At 43.5% G+C, this 25,457-nt stretch carries 25 protein-coding genes, 1 tRNA gene and 1 pseudogene; 6 read left to right on the forward strand and 21 right to left on the reverse strand.

The window, feature by feature from the left end; translation table 11 throughout:
* Positions 1-70 precede the first annotated feature (70 nt).
* From ACESTK_RS15480 to ACESTK_RS15495, 4 genes are all read right to left on the reverse strand, one after another.
* On the reverse strand, positions 71-1,552 hold the full coding sequence (locus tag ACESTK_RS15480) for an L-fucose/L-arabinose isomerase family protein (protein WP_118581802.1): 1,482 nt from the start codon (positions 1,550-1,552) through the stop codon (positions 71-73).
* A gap of 166 nt (positions 1,553-1,718) precedes the next feature.
* Positions 1,719-2,336 (reverse strand): DUF4867 family protein, encoded by a 618-nt coding sequence (locus ACESTK_RS15485; protein ID WP_373120189.1) that lies wholly within the window; start codon positions 2,334-2,336, stop codon positions 1,719-1,721.
* A gap of 206 nt (positions 2,337-2,542) precedes the next feature.
* Positions 2,543-3,406 carry an AraC family transcriptional regulator gene (locus ACESTK_RS15490; RefSeq protein WP_173717509.1) on the reverse strand — a complete coding sequence of 288 codons (864 nt, stop codon included), beginning with the start codon at positions 3,404-3,406 and terminating at the stop codon, positions 2,543-2,545.
* A complete protein-coding gene (locus ACESTK_RS15495) occupies positions 3,385-3,582 on the reverse strand; it encodes a DUF6783 domain-containing protein (protein ID WP_319017295.1) in 198 nt (65 codons plus the stop codon). The genes ACESTK_RS15490 and ACESTK_RS15495 overlap by 22 nt, the downstream gene beginning before the upstream one ends.
* Here ACESTK_RS15495 and ACESTK_RS15500 point away from each other — a divergent pair.
* Together ACESTK_RS15500 and ACESTK_RS15505 are read left to right on the forward strand one after the other, a co-directional pair.
* Entirely contained in the window at positions 3,502-3,675 is a 174-nt protein-coding gene (locus ACESTK_RS15500) for a DUF6783 domain-containing protein (protein WP_319017296.1), read from the forward strand. The two genes, ACESTK_RS15495 and ACESTK_RS15500, sit on opposite strands and share 81 nt — an antisense overlap.
* Before the next feature lie 160 nt (positions 3,676-3,835).
* The gene (locus ACESTK_RS15505; RefSeq protein ID WP_118581811.1) at positions 3,836-4,114 is read left to right on the forward strand and encodes a type II toxin-antitoxin system HicB family antitoxin; all 279 of its coding nucleotides are present in this window, start codon (positions 3,836-3,838) and stop codon (positions 4,112-4,114) included.
* A gap of 146 nt (positions 4,115-4,260) precedes the next feature.
* Here the strand turns inward: ACESTK_RS15505 and ACESTK_RS15510 are convergent, their stop codons facing one another.
* The 6 genes from ACESTK_RS15510 to ACESTK_RS15535 all read right to left on the reverse strand — a co-directional run bounded on the left by ACESTK_RS15510 (position 4,261) and on the right by ACESTK_RS15535 (position 10,385).
* Positions 4,261-5,505 carry an AGE family epimerase/isomerase gene (locus ACESTK_RS15510; RefSeq protein WP_373120190.1) on the reverse strand — a complete coding sequence of 415 codons (1,245 nt, stop codon included), beginning with the start codon at positions 5,503-5,505 and terminating at the stop codon, positions 4,261-4,263.
* 357 nt (positions 5,506-5,862) lie between these two features.
* A complete protein-coding gene (locus tag ACESTK_RS15515) occupies positions 5,863-6,285 on the reverse strand; it encodes a flavodoxin (protein WP_347088531.1) in 423 nt (140 codons plus the stop codon).
* A gap of 157 nt (positions 6,286-6,442) precedes the next feature.
* Positions 6,443-6,994: a DUF3793 family protein gene (locus ACESTK_RS15520; RefSeq protein WP_118581820.1), complete on the reverse strand. Its 552-nt coding sequence runs from the start codon at positions 6,992-6,994 to the stop codon at positions 6,443-6,445.
* Positions 6,995-7,013: 19 nt separating this feature from the next.
* Positions 7,014-7,301 (reverse strand): DUF2325 domain-containing protein, encoded by a 288-nt coding sequence (locus tag ACESTK_RS15525; protein ID WP_118581906.1) that lies wholly within the window; start codon positions 7,299-7,301, stop codon positions 7,014-7,016.
* Between the two features lie 466 nt (positions 7,302-7,767).
* Positions 7,768-9,855: a heavy metal translocating P-type ATPase gene (locus ACESTK_RS15530; RefSeq protein ID WP_227200998.1), complete on the reverse strand. Its 2,088-nt coding sequence runs from the start codon at positions 9,853-9,855 to the stop codon at positions 7,768-7,770.
* 203 nt (positions 9,856-10,058) lie between these two features.
* Complete coding sequence (locus ACESTK_RS15535; protein ID WP_173719160.1) at positions 10,059-10,385, reverse strand: DUF6110 family protein; 327 nt, start codon at positions 10,383-10,385, stop codon at positions 10,059-10,061.
* Between the two features lie 182 nt (positions 10,386-10,567).
* Here ACESTK_RS15535 and ACESTK_RS15540 point away from each other — a divergent pair, with 182 nt between their 5' ends.
* The gene (locus tag ACESTK_RS15540; protein ID WP_368371145.1) at positions 10,568-10,630 is read left to right on the forward strand and encodes a DUF6783 domain-containing protein; all 63 of its coding nucleotides are present in this window, start codon (positions 10,568-10,570) and stop codon (positions 10,628-10,630) included.
* Positions 10,631-10,686: 56 nt separating this feature from the next.
* Here the strand turns inward: ACESTK_RS15540 and ACESTK_RS15545 are convergent, their stop codons facing one another.
* The 4 genes from ACESTK_RS15545 to ACESTK_RS15560 all read right to left on the reverse strand — a co-directional run bounded on the left by ACESTK_RS15545 (position 10,687) and on the right by ACESTK_RS15560 (position 14,293).
* Positions 10,687-11,160, reverse strand: a complete 474-nt coding sequence (locus ACESTK_RS15545; protein ID WP_334286117.1) for a transcriptional repressor — start codon at positions 11,158-11,160, stop codon at positions 10,687-10,689.
* A 204-nt stretch (positions 11,161-11,364) separates the two neighbouring features.
* Positions 11,365-13,518, reverse strand: coding sequence for a ferrous iron transport protein B (gene feoB, locus ACESTK_RS15550; RefSeq protein ID WP_118581829.1), 2,154 nt, complete (start codon positions 13,516-13,518; stop codon positions 11,365-11,367).
* A 315-nt stretch (positions 13,519-13,833) separates the two neighbouring features.
* Positions 13,834-14,055 carry a FeoA family protein gene (locus ACESTK_RS15555; protein WP_118581832.1) on the reverse strand — a complete coding sequence of 74 codons (222 nt, stop codon included), beginning with the start codon at positions 14,053-14,055 and terminating at the stop codon, positions 13,834-13,836.
* 25 nt (positions 14,056-14,080) lie between these two features.
* The gene (locus ACESTK_RS15560; RefSeq protein WP_118581835.1) at positions 14,081-14,293 is read right to left on the reverse strand and encodes a FeoA family protein; all 213 of its coding nucleotides are present in this window, start codon (positions 14,291-14,293) and stop codon (positions 14,081-14,083) included.
* A gap of 192 nt (positions 14,294-14,485) precedes the next feature.
* Between ACESTK_RS15560 and ACESTK_RS15565 the strand changes: the two are divergent.
* Together ACESTK_RS15565 and ACESTK_RS15570 are read left to right on the forward strand one after the other, a co-directional pair.
* Positions 14,486-14,545, forward strand: a pseudogene (locus tag ACESTK_RS15565) (DUF6783 domain-containing protein); the annotation flags it as partial.
* A 210-nt stretch (positions 14,546-14,755) separates the two neighbouring features.
* Positions 14,756-15,640: an LD-carboxypeptidase gene (locus ACESTK_RS15570; protein WP_373120192.1), complete on the forward strand. Its 885-nt coding sequence runs from the start codon at positions 14,756-14,758 to the stop codon at positions 15,638-15,640.
* Here the strand turns inward: ACESTK_RS15570 and ACESTK_RS15575 are convergent.
* From ACESTK_RS15575 to ACESTK_RS15585, 3 genes are all read right to left on the reverse strand, one after another.
* A complete protein-coding gene (locus ACESTK_RS15575) occupies positions 15,637-16,809 on the reverse strand; it encodes an NADP-dependent malic enzyme (RefSeq protein ID WP_373120193.1) in 1,173 nt (390 codons plus the stop codon). The two genes, ACESTK_RS15570 and ACESTK_RS15575, sit on opposite strands and share 4 nt — an antisense overlap.
* A gap of 315 nt (positions 16,810-17,124) precedes the next feature.
* On the reverse strand, positions 17,125-19,458 hold the full coding sequence (locus ACESTK_RS15580; RefSeq protein ID WP_373120194.1) for an ABC transporter permease: 2,334 nt from the start codon (positions 19,456-19,458) through the stop codon (positions 17,125-17,127).
* A gap of 11 nt (positions 19,459-19,469) precedes the next feature.
* Positions 19,470-20,168, reverse strand: a complete 699-nt coding sequence (locus ACESTK_RS15585) for an ABC transporter ATP-binding protein (protein WP_195380209.1) — start codon at positions 20,166-20,168, stop codon at positions 19,470-19,472.
* Positions 20,169-20,514: 346 nt separating this feature from the next.
* Here ACESTK_RS15585 and ACESTK_RS15590 point away from each other — a divergent pair, with 346 nt between their 5' ends.
* Positions 20,515-22,419, forward strand: a complete 1,905-nt coding sequence (locus ACESTK_RS15590; protein ID WP_373120196.1) for a diguanylate cyclase — start codon at positions 20,515-20,517, stop codon at positions 22,417-22,419.
* Between the two features lie 177 nt (positions 22,420-22,596).
* Here ACESTK_RS15590 and ACESTK_RS15595 read toward each other — a convergent pair whose 3' ends face one another.
* From ACESTK_RS15595 to ACESTK_RS15610, 4 genes are all read right to left on the reverse strand, one after another.
* A complete protein-coding gene (locus ACESTK_RS15595) occupies positions 22,597-22,854 on the reverse strand; it encodes a hypothetical protein (RefSeq protein WP_173719155.1) in 258 nt (85 codons plus the stop codon).
* 196 nt (positions 22,855-23,050) lie between these two features.
* Positions 23,051-23,124, reverse strand: a tRNA-Arg gene (locus tag ACESTK_RS15600).
* 184 nt (positions 23,125-23,308) lie between these two features.
* Complete coding sequence (locus ACESTK_RS15605) at positions 23,309-23,755, reverse strand: hypothetical protein (RefSeq protein WP_195992663.1); 447 nt, start codon at positions 23,753-23,755, stop codon at positions 23,309-23,311.
* 251 nt (positions 23,756-24,006) lie between these two features.
* On the reverse strand, positions 24,007-25,398 hold the full coding sequence (locus ACESTK_RS15610) for an aminopeptidase (protein ID WP_195992662.1): 1,392 nt from the start codon (positions 25,396-25,398) through the stop codon (positions 24,007-24,009).
* Between the last annotated feature and the right edge of the window lie 59 nt (positions 25,399-25,457).

Raw genomic sequence — 25,457 nt, forward strand, 5'->3', positions numbered from 1 at the left:
AAGCAAGAAGCAATCATTCTACATTGCTCTCAACTTTGTACACAGCAATTACTTACTGTTTATTTAAGCATTAGCCCCATGGATTCTCTGTAGGATATCTTACACCAGCTGGCTGGTTGTAACCGATCTTCTTAACATCAAGTCCAAGGAATTTCACTACTTCGTAGAATGCCTTTCCATAATGTCCGAACATAACTGCACCGTGATGCGGGTAGTTGCCCTCGATCAGTACGTGACGGTAGAATCTTCCCATCTCTTTGATTGCGAAGATACCAATACCACCAAAGGATCTTGTAGGTACGTCAAGAACTTCACCTTCTGCAACATAAGAAACAAGCTCTCCCTCAGAGTTGCACTGCAGACGATAGAATGTAATATCAGAAGCAGCGATATCTCCCTCCAGAGTTCCTCTTGTGAAATCTGGCTCAGATCCTTCCGGCTCAAGAAGTCTGTGCTGGATCAGCTGATATTTAACAGCTCTGGAATCGCACATCTTGCAGGCCGGAGTATTTCCGCAATGGAAGCCCATGAATGTATCGGTAAGCTTATAATCATATTTGCCCTTGATATCCTCATCATAGATGTACTGAGGAACGGAGTTGTTGATGTCAAGCAGTGTAACAGCGTCATTGGAAATGCAAAGTCCGATATACTCGCTAAGAGCTCCGTAGATATCAACCTCGCAGGATACCGGGATTCCTCTTGCAGCAAGACGGCTGTTTACATAGCATGGCTCAAATCCAAACTGTGACGGGAATGCAGGCCAGCATTTATCAGCAAATGCAACGTATTTTCTGGCGCCCTTGTGAGCCTCAGCCCAATCAAGAAGAGTAAGCTCGAACTGTGCCATTCTCTCACTAAGGTCAGCATAGTATCTGCCCTCGCCCATTTCCTTTGCCATATCTGCGCAAACCTCTGGGATACGAGGATCGTTCTCATGCTCTTTGTAAGCAACCAGAAGGTCAAGCTCAGAGTTCTCTTCGATCTCAACACCCAGCTCATAGAGTCCTTTGATTGGTGCGTTACATGCGAAGAAGTCCTGTGGACGTGGTCCAAAGGTAATGATCTTCAGGTTACGAACACCGATAACGGCACGTGCAACTGGTACGAAGTCAGCGATCATGGTAGCAATGTCAGTTGCAGTTCCAACCGGATATTCCGGAATATAAGCTTCAAGATGACGCATCTTTAAGTTGTAGGAGCAGTTCAGCATACCGCAGTAAGCATCACCACGACCATTGATCATATCGCCATCGCCCTCAGCAGCAGCTACATACATGCATGGTCCGTCAAATCTCTCAGCAATCAGGGTCTCTGGAGTCTCTGGTCCGAAGTTTCCAAGGAAAACAACAAGTGCATTACACTCAGCTTTGTTTACATCCTCGAGAGCCTTCTCCATGTCTTTCTCATTCTCAACAGTTACTGGACATTCATAAAGCTCACCCTTGTAAGCGTCCATGATAGCTGCGCGTCTCTTCTCAGAAAGCTGAATCGGGAAACAGTCACGGCTTACTGCGATTAATCCAAGTTTTACTACTGGTATATTGTTCATAATAGGTATTCCTCCATATTTTAATTTTTTAAGAAACTTTCAATTGTGGTAGCTATGTAAGCTCCTCAGGTCTCAATATTCATTTTTCAAACAGACTTTAGTAGTTACCCACCAACAACGTGTCGGTTTATCTTCTGAAAAAAATGAGCAACTATGAATTATTTTATCAGTCAATTGTGATATTCTCACCCTTCAGACCATTAAATGCGCCAGCGATCTTCGCATCCTCATGTGCGATCAGCCATTTGTTCTTGGCTGTCATCAAGCTGTCCTCTCCCGTCTTCTCAGTCTGGAAAGTAAGGTCTGTGTTAGTTCCTTTCGGAAGTACAACAACACACTGGAAACCGCCCTCATTCACATGACATGGTGCGTAGTGAAGTGTGGTAGCGTATACCTCGATTCCGGTTCCTGCCGGTACAAGGAATGCCTCGATCTTAGATGTATCATAGGTATGATCCGGCTCAATGTCCTGCTGATGTCCGATAAGAAGGACAATATCTGTAACCGCTACATTGATCTCGGAATTACGATGATACTCCACTGCATTCAGCTTCTTGTTATGGCCGTTGCAGTATCCGATCTGGACCGGCAGCCCGCCGTATCCCTTATTCTGCAGGTCCTTCATAATATCCAGTGCCTCCAGCTCCTCAACAGATGGAACATAGATTACGTCCTCTGGAACCGGAGTGTGTTTCATCTCCTTGATAAGACCTGTAAAGTCGTATCCCTCCAGCACCTGTCCATATTTACGGAATGCCGGATCTGTTACTTTCTGAATCTTCACGATTAACCTCCTTTTGCGCATATCAGAATGCGGACATGGCTGCTATCTGCCACTCTCACAGCAGTCCAACATGCTCATACTCAAGATTCCCGAACCAGCTGCTGATCTCAGTCTGCCCTGGTTCTTTCTGCATGAAAAAAGCATACCATATTCTGATATGCTTTACGACGGTTTTCTTGTCTTATCTATAGCACTTTTTTGACATTTTATTCTTTTGGAGTTGTATTAAATTTTTGTCTTACTTCGCTTGGAAGTCTGTTATATTTCTTCTGAAACTCTCTGGAAAAGGCTCTGCTGCTGGCAAAACCGTTGTCCAGGGCAATCTGGCTCACTGTTTTCTCTGTATTCATCAGTTCCCGACATGCATAAGACATGCGAATTTCCTGTAAATAAGTCTTAAAATTGATTTTTGCATACTTTTTGAACATTCGCGACAAATAAGCGTCTGAATAGCCAAATAAATTTGCCATCTCAGAAAGTTTCAGTTCTTCTGTATAATGCTCACGCATATAAGTGGTAATTTTTGACAAAGCATCCAGTCGTCGGCTGTCCTGAATTTCCTCCTGTGCAGCCTCGGTCTCACGATAATCCCTTACCATCAGGTACAAAATATTGTAGTACAGTGCCATAGTCCGGTACTCCCATCCTTCTTCACGGGCACGGTACACCTTATAAAGCTCCTCAATAAAAAATGCCAGCTTCCGGTTATCCGGAGCCTTGGACTTCTGATCCTTTGCTACACGGGCTGCACTTGTAAATCGGATAAACCGCTGGGCAGTAAAATATTTTTCGAACTGCTTTAGTGGAATCTGCAAAACCACAGTCTCATTTTTCCTGGGGGCGTGAATGGAGTGGATCTCATTGGAATTGATGATGATCAGCCCTCCAGCCTCCAGGGGGTACTCTTCTTCATTGAGAAAAAAGGTCAGTCTGCCTTTTAGCACTGCAAAAATCTCAATTGAGGTATGCCAGTGTTTTTCTCTTTCGTAATTGCCGTGTCCGCCTTCAAATAAAAAGATTTTGAAAGGAAGACCTTCGTTTGGTATGATCAATTCATGCTGAAATTCCAAGATTTCACCTCCGGCAGGTATATTTCTATAAAGCCGCGCCATTTTCTTTCAGTTCCGAACCGGCTAGAGCGTGTTTGAAAAAGGCTTTCTGCAAGATGTGCGTCACAATTTGTGGGAGATTTCGCTCGGATGAGGGCGCCGTAGCGGGCTACGGCAACCGAATTCGGGTGAAATATACCGCAAAGTGGGGCGTGCAGATTGCGGGAATGATTTTTCAAACACGCTCTAAAGTCTCTTGCTGTAAGAATATCATTTTCCCCTATATTTGACAATCCTGTTTCTTAGATTCTTTTTGGCTCCGCTGCCACGTCTTTTCTCGTTTCGTATTTTCTTAAATACAAGTTTTTTCTTATCTTGTATTTACCAGCTCAAACGCTTATAATTGAAATTAATTTTCAATATGTTATTTTTATTTTCGGGAGGTTTATCATGAAATTTATATATCCTGCTGTTTTTAAGAAAACCGAAGATGGTCGTTATAAGGGAACTTTCCCAGACCTGGAAGGCTGCTTCGGAGAAGGAGACACTTTAGACGAAGCTATCGAAAGCGCTAACGCTGCTGCATTCGACTGGATTTCTGTAGAGCTCTCCGAAGAAGTTCCAGAGCTGCCTCCGATCACAGATCCAGATGATATGGAATTAGAAGATGAGGATGTGGTCAGAAATATCCAGGTGAACATCCGGTTGTATGATGGGTGGGATGAATGAAGTTTACCGTGAGTGTTTGAAATGTCCGCTTACGTTCCAGACTTCACTGACTTACCTAATAAGTCCAAAATGGGGAGGCAAAGCCTCCCCATTAATTTTATCACTGTACCTGGTCAGAACCTTCTCAGTTACAAAATATTTTTGTTTTATCTTGCCTGCTTCTTCACTGCCACTGCAATGGACAGACCGGGAGCATAATATGGAATCAATGTAGCCTGCAGTGCATGATAAATATCAGACTTTCCAGGCCATACGGTCTCCAGAAGATTGTTCTCTCTGTCCAGCTGGTGGAACCAGGAACCGTTTACGTGATCCAGAACTTTCTCATCCAGATATTTCATAAACACTGCATAATCTGCTGCGTATTTCTCATTATCTGTTACATGGAACAGAACGGAAGAGGTGTTGATTGCTTCTGCAAGAGTCCAGTGCATTCTGTCATGGACTATAGGTTTGCCGTTCCAGTCTGTTGTGTAACAGATTCCCGGTGCACCGTCTGCATTCCATGCGTCAGCAACTGCGCGGTTATACAGATTCTCTGCAGCTTCAATATAAGGTGCTGCGCCAGCCTTGTCCTCTTTATATGTAGAAAGCGCCCACTGTGTGATCAGTCTTGCCCACTCAATTCCGTGTCCCGGAGTTGCGCCGTATGGCTTAAACTGGTCGTCCGGGCGGTCTTTGTTGCATTCCAGATCCGGTACCCAGTCACTGGAAAAATGCTCCGGTATACGCCAGTTATTGTCCTTTGCCCATACCAGAACATGGTCGATGATCCTGCCTGCACGTACACGATATTTCTCATCCCCGGTCACATCAGCTGCGGCAAGAAACGCCTCAACGGTATGCATATTTGCATTCAAGCCTCGATAGGAATCCAGCTCTGTAAATTCTGTGTTCCAGGTATCACAGGAAAGTCCTTCTTCCTCGTTCCAGAATCTCAGATCATAAAGTGCCAAGGCATCTTTCAAAAGCTCTGCTGCCCCTTCTCTGCAGGCCAACACGCCGGAAGAAGCTGCCAGAATTACAAATGCATGGGCATAGCACTGCTTGGTTGGAACAATTTCATTGTCCTTTGTAAGACCTGCATACCAACCACCATTTTGATCATCGTGAAGCTCGCCTCTAAGCCCCTTCAACGCTGCATCAGCCAATGCCTCGCTGCCTTCATGTCCAAGCATGGAACCAATGCTGTACACATGTGTCATACGGCTTGTGATCCAGGTTTCACGGTTACGGTCTTTCCAGGGAGTGCCGTCATCTCCAAGATAATAGGAGCTTCCTCCTGGTGACGGAAACTGATGTCCGAAGCTTAATAAGCCATCTCTAACATCCTGCAGAAATTTCTGGTTTTCAGCTGTTCCAAGCTGATATTTATTCTCTGTAACTGCCATTTCTGTTTTCTCCTTTTATACTGTAATATCCTGTGAAAGTCCCGCTCTACAGCTGACTCTCATATATAGTGATGTCACAAATAGGCAACAAATCCGTTTTGTGATGATCTCCCACTTTGCAATCTTCATTTTACCTTATCTGGAAGGCCTTGAACAGAGGGGTGAACTTTGGCTTTTATGGGGATTTTTACTGTTTCACTTTTCTGACACAATTATACTCCCAGACGGGATTTCGGTCAATTTATTTAAGTTTCATCAAAACAGCCGTCATTAGTACGTTATTTGCACTAATAGCGGCTGTAAATGTTATTATTGTTATAATAATCTATATTCTGTTTTTTTCAAAAACAGTTCCAATCAGCAGATAGCTTTTCCAAGCTCAATGCAGGCTGCCTGAGCCTCATCATCTGGCTCTTCGTTGCAGATTACGCTGTCAGCTGCAAGTGTAACACCATCGTTCTGGCATTTCTCTTCCCAGCTGCGCATCCAGTCGCCGTCTCCCCATCCGTAGGAACCGAAGAGCGCTACTTTTTTGCCTGCAAGCTTTGGCTCACATGCTTCGAATACCGGCTGGAATACGGAATCCTCAAGCTCCTCATCTCCCATTGCAGGGCATCCGAAAGCTACACCGTCAAAACTGCTGATATCTGTTCCATCAAAATCATCTGCACTGATCACTTCTACCTCAGCTCCTGCAGCTTTTGCACCTTCCGCTACTTTATTTGCCATTTCCTCTGTATTACCAGTTCCGCTCCAATATACAACTGCTACTTTACTCATAACTTCATTTAACCTCTTTCTTTTATAATTTTATTGCCAGCCTGCGAGATCATTTATGTTTGTTTCCTCCACATCCGGCACTTTAATAACGAAAATCAGCTTTTCCGCGACCCTTATCGCTTTTTAACTATCACCCATAGGGGACTTTCATTGTATGTCAGGCAGCCACTGTCAGCTGCAGAACACTCCTGCCTTTTGCCCATAGATTCCGATAAACCTCCCGGCATTTATGGTACTTCTGAAACATTTTCAATGCTTCACATTCATTACAATATACTTTCCAGCAGCCGGAACATTTATAATTCTGTCCGCCATTCTGGATAAAACCAATTACGTCCCCAAGTGGATAATCAAGAAAAATCCCAATCTCATGTGGAAAATCTTCTGATGCCTCAAAGCGCTTCTTCAGTAACGCCAGGCACTGTTCCGGTTCTGTATTTTCATATCCATATTTTTCCAGAAACCGGGCAACTCCAGGACGATTCAGATTCTGTGCCAGCTGTTTTTCCCGGTATACATAAACCAGAGAACGGTTACCACGACTGCGAAGTGCCAGCAGCTTCACGCCCTTTGGATTCATCAGCTGATTCCACCTGGAAATCTGAAGGTCTATATTTTCTCCCTCTTCACAACAGGCATTGAAAAGATTGGCTGCTTTTAATGAAGCAAGGGTGGGAGCACAGTGCTCAATGAGACATTTCTCAATCATGATAAACTCCTTATCTTTTTTATGCCATCACCGCATGCTCATCCAGCGCACACTTTAAAGCGCTTGCGCTGCTGGTATGGATGCGCGCTACCGGAATGTTGTTTTTCTTTGCTTCCTGGGATGCACTGATGACCATTTTATGGGACACTGTATTGGTAAAAAGCACCATCAGATCCGGGCATCCGATTTTTTTACGGATGGCGCCGTTCTCTTTTGGAAAAACCTTCGCCTTATATCCATAGTCTTTGCAGATATCGGTATACTGACATACCATTCTCTCATTTCCGCCGATGATTACAATACTCATGTAAATTGTCCTTTCCGGGTTTCCTGAAGCTTCTGAAAATGAAGAAACCTCCCTGCTTCCATGCAATGTTTTCTCCTTATTTTCGTTAGTCCATTCTAACCCTTTGTTAAAAAAATTAGAAGCTTTCCGTTTACTGTTTACAACCTTCCCAGTAACGCCTGCACTTCTGAAATATGTTTTAGTTGCTGCAGTCCTTTACATTTTATTTTATGTAAAATGTGCTGATTATATATTTTTATAGTTCTACGCTTCGGTTAGCTTATGCTAACTTTTATGGTGTTAGTTTACACTAATCCTTTATTTCTGTCAAGTACTAAGCAAAAAAAGAGAGCTAATGAAAAACAGTCTCATTAACTCTCTGATTATATTCTGAAGTTCCACTATTACCGCAGAGCGTGTTTGAAAAATCATTCCCGCAATCAGAACCCGATTTTTTTACAATGTCCGCAATGCGCGACACATCCGTTCAGATTTCCTCAGTGCCCACCAGATTCTTCATACTGTTCATACCGATCAGCAATGTTGAAGTATTGTGAAGCAATGCTGAGGTAGTCGGCTGCAGGATTCCGGCAACGCCCAGCAGGATCAGACCAGTGTTAAATCCTACGATCGTTCTGTAATTATTGTGGATACGCTTCATCAGCGCGTCACTGATATGCTTCAGAACTACGATACCTTCCAGATTATCCGCACCGATAGTGATGTCTGCAATCTCTCTTGCAATCTCAGCGCCTTCGCTTACTGCAATACCTGCGTCAGCTGCAGAAAGTGCCGGGGAATCGTTAATTCCATCACCCAGCATGACAACCTTGCGTCCTTTTGCTTTCTCTTTTTCCACAAAGCTTGCTTTATCTTCCGGAAGAACCTCAGAATAATATTCGTCAACGCCGACCTTGGCAGCAACAGCCCTGGCTGTACGTTCACTGTCTCCGGTCATCATAACCACCTTGCTGAATCCGGCTTTTTTCAGCGCTTTTACAACTGCAGGAGCTTCCTCACGGAGAGGATCCTCAATGCAGATAACAGCTGCAAGACTGCCTTCAATTGCAAGATACAGATGGGAATACTCATTTGGAAGATTTTTAAACTTCTCTTCCATGCCTTCCGGAATGGTACATTTCTCATCCTCGAATACAAAATGGGAGCTTCCGATGATTGCTTTTTTCCCCTCAATGGTTGTAGAAATACCATGAGCCACAATGTATTCTACTTTGGAATGCATTTCCTCATGATCCAGTTTTCTCTTCTTCGCTGCGTCTACAACAGCTTTCGCCATGGAATGGGGAAAATGTTCTTCCAGGCAGGCTGCAATTCTTAGCAGTTCATTTTCGTTCTGTCCATTAAACGGAACAACCTCAGCTACTGTAGGTTCTGCCTTGGTAAGCGTACCAGTCTTGTCAAATACGATCGTATCGGCATCCGCAACTGCCTCCAGAAATTTACCGCCTTTCACAGTGATTTTGTATTCTCCTGCCTCCCGGATAGCGGAAAGTACAGAAACCGGCATTGCCAGCTTCAGGGCACAGGAGAAATCAACCATCAATACGGAAACAGCCTTGGTTACATTTCTGGTAAGCAGATAAGTAAGTGCAGTACCGCCAAGTGTGTATGGGACCAGTCTGTCCGCCAGGTGCTCGGCCTTGCTCTCAAGACCGGATTTCAGTTTCTCAGTATCCTCGATCATGGCTGCGATTTTCTCATAACGGCTGGAACCACCAACTGCTTTTACAGTAATGACAGCCTCGCCCTCTTCCACAACCGTACCTGCGTATACGGAATTTCCTTCCACTTTTCTTACAGGAACAGATTCACCAGTCAGGGAAGCCTGGTTTACCATAGCCTCGCCCTCTGCGATCAAACCGTCAAATGGGACCACATTTCCCATATGTACTACAACCATATCTCCGGCCTGGATCTTGTCTGCATCCACCAGCACTTCCGTACCTTCACTGCGAAGCCATACCTTACCAGTGTTCAGAGACATGGTACGTGCCAGATCATCCACAGATTTCTTGTGGGTCCACTCCTCAAGCAGTTCTCCGATTCCAAGCAGGAACATAACAGAACCGGCTGTGGAGAAGTCGCCGCGGAAAATAGAAACACCGATTGCAGTTGCATCCAGAACCGGAACCTCGATCTTACGCTTCCAGAGTGTCTTGACTCCCAGCCAGATGTATTTCACAGACATTGCAGTGGTATAGATTGCAGACAATGGATATGGCAAAAGCAGTTTGCGTCCGTAATGGAAAATAACTTTATTTACCAGCTTCTCCTTATAAGTCTCATTTAATTCTCTTCCGGAATTCTCCAGCACCTGAGCGGGTACGCTGACACGGCTGTAACCAAATGCCTGAATTGCCTTTAACAGTTCATTCCGTTCTCCAGTGTAATAGATAAGAGCATCACTGGTACGATTAAAGACCTGGGCCTTCTTTACTCCATCCAGATTTTCCAAGTAATACTGAAGGGTATCTGCCTGGGTAAAATTCATATATTTTTGAAAAAGATGGACTCTGATACGTCCTTTTTTCTCATGTTTAATTGTAAATTTCAACTTGTTCACCTACTTTTTCTTCAAAGCAAGAGTTACTGTTCATTACGTTTACCGTAATCGCTTCGCGCCACACTCTTCGAAATTTTAGTAAGGTTTGTTCACCAAAATATTTCGCAGAGTTTTTCAAAGGAACAGCAACGATTAAGAGGACTGTCGCAAAAACGGCAGTCCCCAATATGTTTGCAAGGTATTACACTGCCAGATTACTCAGCAGCTTCCTCTGTCTCAGCCTCTTCAGCTTCATCAGTCTCTTTAAACTCTGTCTCGCCTTCAGCTGCCTCATCCTCAAACGGCTCCTCAGCTGCTTTTCTGTCCTCGTTGATCTGCTGTGCATCTGCATAGATATCACCTGCATTTTCCTGAACAGTTGTAACCGTCTTCATTACACAGTCCTTTGCTCTTAAAACAGCTGCTGTGCACTCTGTGTAAACTTTTTTCGCATCTTTGCTGGAAAGAAGCTTGATACCTGCTGTTCCGAATAAAACACCTGCTGCAAAAAGTCCTGTCTTGTCCCATTTAAAACTTGCCATGATTAAATTCCTCCTTATAGTGAAACGCTATTGTTGTTAATTATTTTTCAATATTTTGGTATTATATATCAGGTTTTCTGAAATTCCCAGTGCTATTTTGCTTATCGAGAAATATTCTCATTATCTCCCTGTTTTAGGGCGTGTTTGAAAAAACTTTCTGCAAGATGTACGTCACAATTTGAGTGAAATATACCGCAAAGAGGGGCGTGCAGATTACGGGAATGCTTTTTTCAAACAGGCTCTAACTCTCTCCCTTGGATAACTGCTATTTTTATATGCCTTCATACTATCATGCCAATTTTCAAGCCCTGCACTTTGACATAGTCATCTCAATACTTTCAATATCCTGATCTCCGATATACCCCATATTTTTCAACCCTTCTCTTACAACCTGTTTCCAGACTTCAGAAGGCAGCTTACAGACAGTAGCATCGCTAAGTCTTACCGTGCATCCATTTTCCTGGCAGCATGCTGCACAGCCGGAAATCCGGTACATGTTCTTGCGGCTGATGGCACCGATTTTTTCCAACATATTTACCATGCGGTAAATTGTGGCCGGTCCAATATTTCGGTCTTTCTCCTGTACCTTGTAATAGATTTCCTTACAGCAGGAACACTCCTCCTCCAGAATAATATCCAGGATCAGCTGGCGCTGTCTGGTGATTCTGCAGCCCTGTTCGCGTAATCGTTCAAGAATCATATCTTTCTGCATTTGTGTGCGCTGATATGTTTCCTGATTTTCATATGCTTTTTCTTCAACTGCGTTTTTCATCATTTTCATCGCCATCCTTTTTGATTTCTGTATGATTTTATATCAGGGCTGGAATTTCTATATAAGGAGAAACCATAACGGTTCACGCCTTCACTGCTGCAGAGCATCTTTTTCCAAAGTGAAAAGATATGGTGATTTCCCCTTATATAAAAATTCCAGCCTGTATCTTTTAAGGGATGCAGGCTGAATTATTTTTAACAACTTTGCTTAAGCAATACTCTTTGTATTAACTTTTAAGCTGTTGCTCTCTTTATATGGTCTGAACAGCAGGTACAGGAATGCTGCAACCAGAACGAATGCAACAACTGTTCCGATTCCAAATCCGCCGCCTGTAAGCAGTGTACCAATCTGATAAATGCAAAGGGAAACTACATAAGCAAGACCGCACTGATAGCCGATTGCAAACCAGAACCATTTTGCATTGTTCATCTCTCTCTTAATAGCACCCATAGCTGCGAAACAAGGAGCACAAAGAAGGTTGAATACCAAGAATCCGTATGCTGCAATAGGAGTCATTACCTGTGCAAGATTTCCCCAGATCTCAGCTCCATCCTCTGCAACCTCAGCAAATCCGAAGAGCATACCAAATGTAGCAACAACGTTCTCTTTTGCAATAAGACCTGTTACGGCAGCAACTGCCATCTTCCAGCCTTCTCCTGCTTTTGTCCATCCAAGAGGAGCAAAAATCCAGGCGATTGCAGAACCGATCTTGGCAAGAATACTGTTGTTCAGCTCTTCTACCATTCCAAAGGAACCGCCTTCCCAGCCGAATCCCATAAGGAACCAGAGAACGATGGTGGAAAGAAGAATGATGGTACCGGCTTTCTTGATGAAGGACCAGCCTCTCTCCCACATGCTTCTCAGAATATTGCCAACGGTTGGCCAGTGATATGCCGGAAGCTCCATAACGAATGGTGCCGGCTCGCCAGCGAACATTTTTGTTTTCTTAAGGATAATACCGGAGCAGATGATTGCTGCGATGCCAACAAAGTAAGAGCTTGTAGCAACCCATCCGCTGTTGTTAAAGAATGCACCTGCGATCATTGCAATGATCGGGAGCTTCGCACCACAAGGAACAAATGTTGTAGTCATGATTGTCATTTTACGGTCACGGTCGTTCTCGATTGTACGGGAAGCCATAACTCCAGGAACACCACATCCGGAACCGATCAGCATTGGAATAAAGGATTTTCCGGAAAGACCGAATTTACGGAAGATTCTGTCCATGATGAATGCAACACGAGCCATGTAACCGCAGGACTCAAGGAATGCAAGGAACAGGAACAGAACCAGCATCTGCGGTACGAAACCAAGTACAGCGCCAACACCGGCAACAATACCGTCAAGAATCAGTCCCTGCAGCCATGCAGCGCAATTTACAGCTTCCAGAGCAGACTCAACTGCCGGAGGAATAATCTCACCGAAGAGTACATCATTTGTCCAATCTGTTACAATAGTTCCAACAGTGGTTACAGACACATAATAAACAACCCACATTACAACTGCGAAGATCGGAAGCGCCAGCCATCTGTTGGTTACGATTCTGTCGATCTTATCGGAGGTTGTAAGTTTCTTTCCTGTAGAGGATTTTGTATAGCACTGTCCAATAATGGAAGAGATGTATACATAACGCTCGTTTGTGATAATACTCTCTGTATCATCATCGAATTTATCTTCCAGAGCCTTTACTTCGTAAGACACATCCGGAACACTCTTCATCTGCTCTACGATCTTGTCATCTTTCTCGATAAGCTTGATTGCAAAGAAACGTTTCTGAGCCTCTGCAACAGTTCCTGTCAGCTTATTCTCAACAGATTTGATCGCATCCTCAACATCCTGTGCAAATTCGTGAACCGGAATTGTTTTCTTTTTGCTCTGTGCTGCGCTGATTGCTTTCTCAGCAGCTTTCATGATTCCGGTTCCTTTCAGAGCGGAAATCTCAACTACTTCGCAGCCAAGCTTTTTGCTTAATTTGTCAATGTGGATCTTGTTTCCGGATTTCTGAACCAGATCCATCATGTTGATAGCCATAACTACCGGGATTCCAAGCTCCATGATCTGTGTGGACAGATACAGGTTACGCTCAAGGTTTGTACCATCTACGATGTTGATGATCGCATCTGGCATTTCATTGATCAGGTAATTTCTGGCAACCACTTCCTCAAGTGTGTATGGGGAAAGGGAATAAATACCAGGAAGGTCCATGATGGTTACATCCTTATGACCTTTCAGTTTACCTTCTTTTTTCTCTACTGTTACACCAGGCCAGTTACCAACGAACTGGTTAGAGCCGGTCAGTGCATTGAATAATGTGGTCTTGCCGCAGTTAGGATTACCTGCAAGTGCAATCTTAATCGACATTTTCATGCCTCCTCTTTCTTTCCAGATTTTCTTTTTTTCCGGGCTTATTATATACAGCTTCTGCTGATTTTAGTTGCCCTGTGCTGCCTATTGTTTTAATCAGCTTTCGTTTGTTAGCCTTTCAACCTTATATTAGGTTTCGCTAACCCGCAAGGTAAAAAAAATTGCCCATTCTATTCCAGAACATGCAATTTCATGCTGTGCTGATTTTACCACTGTTCATATGACAACATTTGTAAAATGTTTTTCAAAAATATGTGACCAGTAACTTTTCCCTTATGTACACACAGCAAAGTACTATATCCTGTACAGTACTTATTCTACCTCTATCATTTCTGCATCGACTTTTCTCAGAGACAGTTCATAATCTCTCACGGTTACCTCAATAGGATCTCCAAGCGGTGCAACTTTACGTACATAGATCTGTACCCCTTTGGTGATTCCCATATCCATGATACGTCTCTTTACTGGTCCTTCACCGTGCAGTCTCTTCACTGTGACAGTCTGACCTACGCCAACTTGCCGTAATGTTTTCATAATACTTGCTCCTTTTTTCTGGATTTCAGACCATGATCCGATTCGCCATATCCTTGCCAATGGCAACTCTGGAATCTTTCACATTCACGATCATATTACCGCTGATCTCACTTACAACGGTTACTGTAGCTCCCTGTACAAACCCAAGATTTTCAAGGAATTTACGGGTTTCTTCTTTACCGCCGACTTTTTTAATCACCTGCGGCTCTCCTTCGTTTACCATTGATAACGGCATCATATCATCCTTCCTTTTTTGTGCTTTAGAAACACCTATTTATTATTATGTTTCGCTTACGTTGATTAGTATATTCTAATTTATATAAGCTGTCAATAATTTATTTGCACTTTTTTCTCATTTTTTCACTGCAATTTCGTAAATTTTGACCAGTGCTTTTTGAAAATGTTTCGGGATTCCAGAGTGTGTTAAAAAAAAATCTCTACAAAATATACCGCAAAGTGGGGCGTACAGATTGCGAAACGTTACCAGTGAACATCAACTGCGGGAATGCTTTTTCAAACACGCTCCAGGATGAATGGTGGATTTATGAGGAATTATTGTTTATAATGTAAAAGAAGATAAAAAGTGTTGAATGAGCGTATTTTTATTCTTCATATATTGTTTTAGATAGTAAAATCTGTGAAAAAGTTACATGTATAAAAAAATCACATGCACTTTATTGAAAAGAAAGGATTACTTTTTATGAAACAGGGAAGCAAAATCGGGATTGTCTGTTGTTCCAACGGACTTAGGCCAGAACAGGCCGAAACAATAAAAATGTTGGTGCAGATTCTGGAAAAATCCGGACTAGAAGTAGATCTTAGCCCTTATCTTTATGGAGATGAAAACGGACAGGCTGGAACTGCCAGGGAACGTGCCGGGGCTCTTATGAAATTTTATGAGGATGATTCTGTCACGGATATTTTTGACGTATCTGGCGGGGATATGGCCAACGAGATTTTATCCTATCTGGATTTTCAGACCATTGCTTACGAAAAAAAGCATTTTTGGGGATATAGTGATCTGACAACAATTATAAATGCCATTTATGCCCGAACAGGGAAATCATCTGTCCTGTACCAGATACGAAATCTCACCTACGATCACAGCCAGTCCCAGATAACGGACTTTCTTAGTACTACCTTGGCGGGGGCCACTTCTCTTTATGATTTTCCTTATGAATTTGTGAGGGGGACTCATATGGAGGGAATTGTAGTAGGAGGAAATATACGGTGCCTTTTGAAGCTGGCTGGCACGCCTTACTGGCCGGATATGCGGGAGAAAATCCTGCTTCTGGAGTCCTTTGGAGGAAAACTGCCGCAGATGGTGACTTATTTAAGCCAGTTGAACCAGATGGGGGTATTTAAGAAGGTGAATGGGATTTTATTGGGGACGTTTACGAAAATGGAGGAGGATAACTGTCAACCAGATATAGCGCAGCTAGTCCTTGAATTCGCAGAAAAAAAGACACCCATTGCGAAATCACCTTTGATCGGGCATGGAACAGATTCAAAGGCGATTCGCATCGGGCATCGTTTAAAGTTATTCTCCGCAGAAGAAAACAAACGGATATATAAAGAATTTTAGATCCTAGCCACTCCGCTCTTAATGGCAGCTTCAGCAGTAGCCTTCGCAACCGCATCTTTCACTCTTGAATCAAATGCTGCTGGCAGAATATAATCAGCGCAGAGTTCTTCGTCGCTTACCAGACCTGCGATGGCGTAAGCTGCGGCAATCTTCATTTCGTCGTTGATGTCAGATGCACGGACATCAAGGGCACCGCGGAAGATTCCCGGGAAGCAGAGAACATTGTTCACCTGATTCGGGTAGTCGGAACGACCTGTGGATACTACCGCTGCTCCTGCTGCCTTCGCTTCATCGGGGAAAATCTCAGGAGTCGGGTTTGCGCAGGCAAAGATGATCGGATTTTTCGCCATAGTGCGAACCATATCCGGAGTAAGGGTTCCAGGTGCGGAAACACCGATAAATACGTCAGCACCTTTGATCACTTCACTCAAGGAGCCTTTCTCCTGATTGGCGTTTGTGATCTTCGCCATCTCTTCCTTAATTGGGTTCAGCCCCTCACGGCCTTCATAAATTGCACCTTTACGATCTGTCATAATAACATTCTTAAGGCCCATGGAAATAAGAAGTTTAATAATCGCAATTCCAGCTGCTCCCGCTCCGGAAGTAACGATCTTAATGTCTTCGATTTTTTTGCCAACAACCTTCAGCGCATTGATCACACCTGCAAGCGTAATAACTGCAGTACCATGCTGGTCGTCATGGAAAATCGGAATATCACAGCACTCTTTCAGCTTCTTCTCAATCTCAAAGCATCTCGGTGCGGAAATATCCTCCAGGTTTACACCGCCGAAGCTTCCAGCCAGAAGGCGAACGGTCTGCACGATCTCATCTACGTCCTTGCTTCGAACACAAAGTGGAATAGCATCTACATCACCAAACTCTTTGAACAGAACGCATTTGCCCTCCATAACCGGCATACCAGCCTCTGGACCGATATCTCCAAGACCAAGAACTGCGGTACCATCTGTTACAACAGCAACGGTATTCCAACGTCTGGTGAGTTCATAACTTTTATTAATATCTTTCTGAATCTCAAGGCAAGGCTGTGCAACACCAGGGGTGTAAGCAAGGCTTAAAGCATCCTTGGAATCAACCTTTGCTCTTGAAACAACTTCAATTTTACCTTTTAACTCATAGTGCATCTTTAAGGATTCTTTTGCGTAATCCATGTTCGTATCTCCTCTTCTGAAAAAATGTGTGGGCACCTGCTCTCATTATTATACGCAGCAAGTCCCGCTCGGATACAAAATATCCACTTTGGGCTACAAGGGAAAGTATATACGAAACTTCGTCAAATCACAACATGAAAATATGAATAAATCTCTCAATAAACAAAACACCGTTCCAACCTGGCTGCTACTATTAACCCGAACCCTCAAAACGTATTGCCGAAAATAAAATGCTCAGCATAAATCAGGGCAAACTCCCGAAGAAATAGAAGTCTGCCCCAATATCCTCCAATATTCTATTTTCTTATAATTCTCTTACTCCACATTCTTCAGCGCCACATCCATTGGAATCTTCTTGATCCTTCTAAATTGCAACAAGGCTACCAGCACATACGCTCCCATTCCCATCGCAAACATCTCCGGATAAACCGCTGGTTTCAGATATAAGGTCAGCCAGCCTGAGAAGGATGACATCAGATATCCGTAAATTCCATATATCGTCCAGGTAGACAGCAGCAGGCTAAGTAAAATGGACAAGATCACCACCCACGTAGTGGATGTAAGATACAGGCTGTTGATCTCCCGGTTCTCATACCCCAGAATCTTTACCATAGAAATGGCATTGGCATTTTTCTCAATGATCAGCTTGGTAAGCAGATAGATCAGGAGGGCAAACAGCACAACTGCAAATATATTGATCAGCTGGAACATTTCTCCCATAGACACATCCAGCTGACGGCTGACCTTTGTCAGATCGTCCTCCGTAATCGTTGTTGCGATCAGATCCTCATCCAGATCTGTGATCTTTTCCCTGGAAAAATAACCGTTAAAATAATCCTCCTTTTCCCCAAAGGTTTTCCTGTAGGAGGAAATCGGCATAAATACCGTCAAAGATGCCGGATAATCGTAGATTCCCTGCACTGTAAACTCATAAGTCTCACTTCCGTAAGCTTCCTTCAGAACAATGGTATCTCCGGTCTTTATCTTATACTTTTCTGCATAACCGTCAGAAATCAGAACTCCATCAGTTGGAAGTTCCGCGCTTACATACGCACTGTCGTCCGCGATTCCATAGACCGTTATGGTCTCTCCTTCCTGATCTGGCAATACATTTTTCATGGAATTCAGGCAGAATTTTTCTGCTGACTTCTCATTTGTTTTCAAAGATGGAGTAAGAAATTTCTGCAGCATTCCCATAACCGTATATTTCTCATCTTCATCTGGCTCCTCCGGTACATTCAGCACATACTGGTACGGCGCGATCATGTTCTTCAAAATTTCTTCCTGATAATGATCCAGAAGCGGCTTCATCATCATTCCAAAAAGCAGCAGTACATTTGCAAAAAAGATTCCAATAAACAAAGTCAGATAACTGGACTTATTCTGCAGGATAATACGAAGCCGGAAGCGGTTGAAAAACTTAAAGTCCGGAAGACGCACAGCTTTTTTCCGTTTGGAAGCAGACAGATCATGACGCAGGAATTTCAAAGGAGAAAGACGCAGTTTCCCTGAAATCAGAATCAAATTGATTCCCAGCATGATCACTACCGGAACCACTGTGGTCAATATAAATGCATCTGCATTCCAGCGTGTTTCATAGGTCGGCAGGCTGTAACTGCCATAATACATACCTGCACAAAGATTTTTAAAGGAGGTGTAGCCCAGCACGTTTCCAAGAACAGAAGCAACCACAGTTACGATCACCGGCATGGAAATATAGTGGACCAGAAGTTCTCTTCTGGAATATCCGGAAGCACGCAGAGTCCCGATCACAGAAGCTTCTTTTGTAATGGTATTATTTGTTGTAACTGCAAACACAAAAGCAATGATGACGATCAGAATATACAGCAGCACCTCCATCATAGCCTTATCACCGCCCATATCTTCACCGGTAAAAGTGATGGCCTGATTGGAATAGGCCGGGATAAAACCTGTCACATTTCCATATTTGACCAGAACCTCCAGAAAATCCTCTGACATGTTTTTCGCTTCAATATCATCCTTTGGTGCAGTCTCATACTGCCAGGAATAGCGGTACTCCAGATGGGTTGTTCCAAAAGCATCCGCACCTTTCTCGGTCATAATACCCACGCCAAATTTTACAGCATCAAACATCATATCGCTATTATCGGAAAATAAACAACTGTAGTCAGGTAATGCCACCAGTCCGGTAACTGTCAGTTCTTCTCCTGCGATTTTCAGCTTGTCACCAACCTTCAGCTTGTTATTATCTGCATACATCCGGTCAATGGCAATCTCGTTCTTTGCAGCTGGCATTCCCCCTGACATCAGGCACACAAGATTCATATCAGTACGCTCCTGATAGATACGCATGGTTCCCTCTTCGTTTCCGTCCAGATCCGCATCTGTGGCCTCATCCCGATAAAAATTTTCGCAGATTCGTACTTTTCCATTTTTTTCAATTTTCTTTAAATCGCTTTCGCTGGCTTTCGAAGAAAGGGTAAAGTTGCCATGCTCAATGTTATATTTTTCGAAACCTTCGTCATAAGCAGCCAGCATACTGTCATCAGCCACAAGAAAGCCCGAGACAAAGCCTATGGTCAGTGTCATAAACAGAAAGATCACAATATATTTTCCGAAATCACTTTTCAATTCTCTTGGAAGACGTTTCCACAATGGATTCTTCATAGCGCACCGCCTTACCAGTCCAGATCGTCGGCTGCGACTTTTGACTCATTGAGATAGTTTTTGCGGATCTGACCGTCACGAAGCTTCACTATGCGGTCTGCCATATTCTTAATGGCATCGTTGTGGGTAACCATGATGATGGTATTTCCGTACTTCTGGTTGACCTGCTCGATCAGACGCAGAATTTCCTTGGATGTGTTGTAATCCAGTGCACCTGTAGGCTCGTCGCAGAGAAGAATGTCCGGATTTTTTACAATAGCACGACCAATGGCCGTTCTCTGCTGCTGACCGCCGGAAAGCTGGTTAGGCAGCTTATGTCTGTGCTCATAAAGCCCCAGTGTATGAAGCAGCTCGTCAATATCCAGTGCCTTATCGCTGAGATATGCGCCCACCTCAATATTTTCCTTTACATTTAAATTTGGGATCAGATTATACATCTGAAAAACATATCCCAGATGCTTCCGGCGGTAAAGAGTCAGCGCTTTCTCCTTCATATCTCCTGTTTTTTCCCCATCTATGGAAATATAGCCCTCATCTGGCTCATCAATTCCACCGATAATATTCAAAAGTGTGGATTTTCCAGAACCAGACGGTCCAAGAAGCACGCAGAATTCCCCTTTTTCCACAGAAAAATCAATTCCCCGAAGAACCTCTGTCCTGCTGTCTCCGGAACCAAAGCCTTTCTTCAAATCTTTAATTTCAAGAAACATCTCTTTTCCTCCCTGTAAACCATTATCGTTCATGAACATTTTTCATAAAAAACAATTACAAGCATTCATCATTCTGTTTTTTGTTAGTTTATGCTAACTTATATTTATCATACCTCTTTTATCCGGTTATGAAAAGGAGGGGAATTGAGAATAATTCTCAACATCTGCATTTTCGCTTTTTCGAAAATTATTTTGTTAAAAATCACCTTTACCAAATTTTTCTTCTTAATTTTTTACATATTTTTTCACAGAAAATGTGGCATTTCCATAAAAAATTCGATATAATATTCACAATGTTTATAGTTTTTCACAACATTGTGAAATCTGTTATTCGGGAGATTTTTGCATGAAAAAAATAGCACTTATTACAGATGGCTGGGAACGTTATGTAACCTATACCTGGATTCAGGGATATCGAAATTACATGGCTGCCCACCAGTCAGATATGGATTTATATATTTTTCAGAGCTTTGGGAATTTCAGTATGGATGAGAAGCATAATGCAGGAGAATATAACATTGCACGGCTTCCGGATTTTTCAGAATTTGACGGCATCCTTCTGGATCTTGCCACCGTGTCCCAGCCAGACCTGATTGCAGAGATAATTGAACGCGCGAAGCTCAGCAGCATCCCAGCAATTTCTCTTCTTGAGCAGATTCCAGGACTGTACCATTCCGGAATTGACAACTACGAAGCCATTAGCCGGATTGTTGAGCACCTGATCACAGAGCATGGATGCCGTACCTTAAATTTCATCGGCGGGCCAGAATTTAACAGGGAAAATCAGCTCCGTTTCAAAGCTTACAGGGATGCCCTTCTTCGCCATGGGATTCCTTTCGAGGAGCAGCGCGTGATCCATCATAATTATGAAATTGAAACCGGAATCCAGGCATTTTCCACATTTAAAGAGAAAAACCTGCTTCCAGATGCCTTTGTCTGTGTCAACGACAATACAGCTGTAGGCGTCTGTCTGGCCGCCAAGGAAGCCGGATATTCTATTCCCGGGGATTTTCTGGTAACCGGTTTTGACAACGAAGACAAAGCTTCCTATTATGAGCCCAGAATTACCACGGTAGGCTTCTCCAAAGCCGATATCATGGAAAATGCCCTTTTAATGCTGGAAAAAATCTGGAATGGAAATGCAGAGGAAACTTATATATACGCACCTTTCACCTACGTTTTTCAGGAAAGCTGCGGTTGCGTTTCCCAGAATCCACCTGACCGTGGAGAGTATGTAATCAAGCGCATCGTTGCAGAAGCACGTCAGAGCGATATGCAAAACTGGATGATGGATCTGAACCGTGTTCTCCTGGACTGTGCAGGATACACAGAGCTTGCAGGACGTATGCAGAACTGGCTGACAAAGCATGGTTGCGGAAATATTTATCTGTTTTTGAACCCGGATATCTTTATGAGCGAAAATATGGATACACTGCCTGAGCTTCCGGAGGATACTTATCAGACAGAAGGATACCCTAAGGAGATGGCACTGGTTTACCCTCCCCTGGATGGTACGAACCGGCTTCACCTTAATCTGAAAGAAATTCTTTTACTTCCACAGGCAGAAGCAACCAGAGGACAAAATATTTACCAGTTCTGTCCTCTGCATTTTCGTGAACGGGAGATTGGCTTTCTGATCATCACCAATTGTGATTATCTTCTGGAGCATCAGTTCCTGTTCGAAACCTTAAATGCACTCCAGACTTCCATGGAAGCTCTGTATGCAAGACTTACCCTGCGTAAAATGAATAAACAGCTTTCTCAGCTTTACATCCACGATTCTCTCACCGGACTCTACAACCGGATGGCTTACGAGAAGCTTGCCATGCCTCTTTTCCATCAGTGTATGCAGGAAAAGAGACCAGTTGGAATCATGTTTGTGGATGCAGATCACCTGAAATATATCAATGACACCTTTGGGCATGATATGGGAAATCTTGCTATCAGTAGCATTGCTTCCGTCCTGCGGCAGCACTGTCCGGCAGAGTCCGTTTCCATACGCTATGGAGGAGATGAATTCGTATGCGTGATTCCTGATTATAATAAACAGAAAATACAGGAGCTGGCTCATACCCTTCAGGATTCTCTGGAAGTGTTTTCTGCCAACAGCCGTGTGGGATTCCCCATTGAAGCAAGCATCGGATGGGTAATTGCCGATGATCCGGGGCTGACCTTGAATGATTATATCAATCTGGCAGATGAGAAAATGTATTCTGCAAAAAAAGCGCGGAAGGCTGAGCGAAAGATTTGATCTGGAGCTTTATCTTGTTTCTGACAAGAATCCCGCCACAATAAGTATCAGATTCAGGCTATGTCGGTGTTTTCATTTTGATCTGATATATTCTATGAATATAAATAACATGTTTTAACGCCTAAAAAGACACCAGATTCGTTCAGGAAAATCTGGTGTCTTATAAAAAATACCGTATCATTTTTGAATCGCAAAACGTGCTTGCTCCAGATTTTTCCTGTCTACAAGTATTTCGTACTGCTTGGCTTGCTCCGCTGGATTTCCTGCACTTCCCACACGTCCCCGAATAGTTCCGCTGCCTGTCCATTCTCCCAGCTGATCTTTTACTTTGTACTTATACTTGATATTCTGACTATCCAGAATATCCCGGATCTCATTAAATCTTTTCAAGTCTGTGCCAATCCATAGGCTTTCTGAATTAAGTACTGTGAACATTTTTCCTCTCTCCTTCCGCGAACTTTAATTCACTCAATAATTTTTCCGAACAAGCTTCACGCTTTTGTTTGAATTACCGTACCATAATTATAGTATTATTTCAATATTGGATTTATATTTCTTATTACCCGCGGTCTGATTTTGTGTGCAAAAAAAACAGAACCATCGATTTCTCAATGATTCCGCTTCTCAATTACGTGTGTTAGAGGATTCGAACCCCCGGCCTTTTGGTCCGTAGCCAAACGCTCTATCCAGCTGAGCTAAACACACATTTATTACTTGTGAAGTATTTGTCCCTCACAACAATGGATATTCTACACGATACCTGTGGTTTTGTCAACACCTTTTTGAAATTTTTTTAAAATATTTTTTTGTAGGTATTTTTTGCACGATTGGTATTATTTTAAAGACTCTATCAGAGCTCTCTAACTTCTTCCAGCATGACGGTGCCTCCCTATCTCCTGGCTTTCTTCGCCTGCCAGTTCAGCACTGCGCCAATCATATAAATAGCCGGGAACATCAGCATTCGGATCACGGAAGCCGGATTGAAATCTCCGAAGATCATAGTAACGATCACTTCTGCCACAACCTCTGCAATAAGAAGGCCTCCCATTCCCACACAAAGGCCTGCATTCTCCACCTTACCAGCCTGTTTCACACCAACCACGCCAGCTGCCAGATAGATTACTCCTGCCACCAGAACCATCACATTGCTTGCAACCAGCTGGCTGTATGTCATACCGTTCTGGTTCAGATATTCTACAACTGCGCTGTCACTACTGCCCTTCATAACCAGAGAAATCGTGTTTCCACTTCCAAATGCCAGCAGAACGCCAAGAAACAGAAGAAGCATACCGCCAACCTTCAGGATTGTCTCTCCCGGTGCCTGTTTTTTTAACATAATCCAATACTCCTCACTTTATAAAATTTTCAAAATATTACAAACCCAGCCCTCGCTCTCCCAAAATAAAAAAGCCTGAAACAGAGCCCCAAAGGCTCTCTGTAAGTTTTCAAACAGCTTCTGCCATCTTTTTAATAAAAATCACGGACAGACCTAAAACGTCTGTCCGCTAATTTCAAATTATCCGTAGTTCAAGAAACTATTTTCCTAGAGCATGTTTGAAAAAGGCTCTAGAGCGTCAAAGCACCTGCTTACGCATCCAGAAGAAACGCCTTATAAGCCTTCTTTGCCTCGTAAACATCCGCCTTGCTGGTAACCTCCCACGGTGCATGCATACTGAGAACAGAAACACCGCTGTCAATTACTTCCATACCATAAAGAGCTGCGATAAAAGCGATGGTTCCGCCGCCGCCTACGTCAACCTTACCAAGCTCAGCTGTCTGGAAGCAAACCTTATGGTCGTCAAAAATCCTGCGGACTCTTGCCACATACTCTGCATTGGCATCATTGGAGCCGGATTTTCCACGGGCACCTGTAAACTTGTTGAGAACGATACCTCTTCCAAGATAAGCAGAGTTCTTTTTCTCAAAAGCTTCTGCAAATGCAGGATCATAGCCGGCACTTACGTCAGAGGAAAGCATGCTGGAATTCTTCAGCGCCTTTCTCAGTCTGAGATCTGAATACTGTCCCATTGCATCCAGGACCTCTGCTACACTGTTCTCAAAGAAATGGGACTGCATACCAGTTGCTCCCACGCTTCCGATCTCTTCCTTATCTACAAGGAGACAGCAGCTTGTACGCTTCGGTGCTTCCATCTCAAGAAGAGCCAGAAGGGAAGTATATGCGCAAACTCTGTCATCCTGTCCATAACCCGCGATCATGCTGCGGTCAAGACCACAGTCACGAGCCTTGCCAGCTGGAACGATCTCAAGCTCTGCAGAGAGGAAATCTTCCTCTTCTACACCGTATTTCTCATTCAGAATACGAAGCACGTTCTCCTTAACAGCCTCTTTCTTCTTATCATCCGGAAGGTCCTTCAGCGGCTGGCTTCCGATCAGGATGTCAAGTTTCTCACCCTCAACAGCCTCAGAAGCCTTCTTCGCCATCTGCTGTCCTGCAAGATGGATCAAAAGGTCTGTGATGTAAACAACCGGATCGTCCTCGTCCTCTCCGATGGTTACGTTTACAACTGTGCCGTCTTTCTTCGCAATCACACCGTGCATTGCCATCGGAAGGGCAACCCACTGATATTTCTTAACACCGCCATAGTAATGGGTGTCAAGATAAGCCAGATCGGTATCCTCATATAACGGATTCTGTTTAATATCCAGTCTTGGGGAATCGATATGTGCACAAAGGATATTCATACCCTCGGCCAGATCATCCTCTCCAATGTGATACAGGGCAATGATCTTCTGCATTCCAACCTGGTAAACTTTATCTCCTGCTTTCAGATCTTCGCCATTTTTCACCTTTTCTTCAAGGGAAACATAGCCTGCTTCCTCAGCCTCTTTCACAATCTGAGTGATACATTCACGTTCTGTCTTTCCTACATTTAAGAAATGACGATATTTCTTTGCCACAGTTTCCAGATCCTGCATATCAGCATCTGAATATGTGAGCCATGCGTTTGGACGTTCCATAATCTATATCCACCTTTCTCCTGTTTTCATTTTACACAGGTAAAATAATCCCTGTGTTT

Source organism: Ruminococcus sp. Marseille-P328 (assembly GCF_964249465.1).
Lineage (GTDB): Bacteria > Bacillota > Clostridia > Lachnospirales > Lachnospiraceae > Blautia_A > Blautia_A faecis.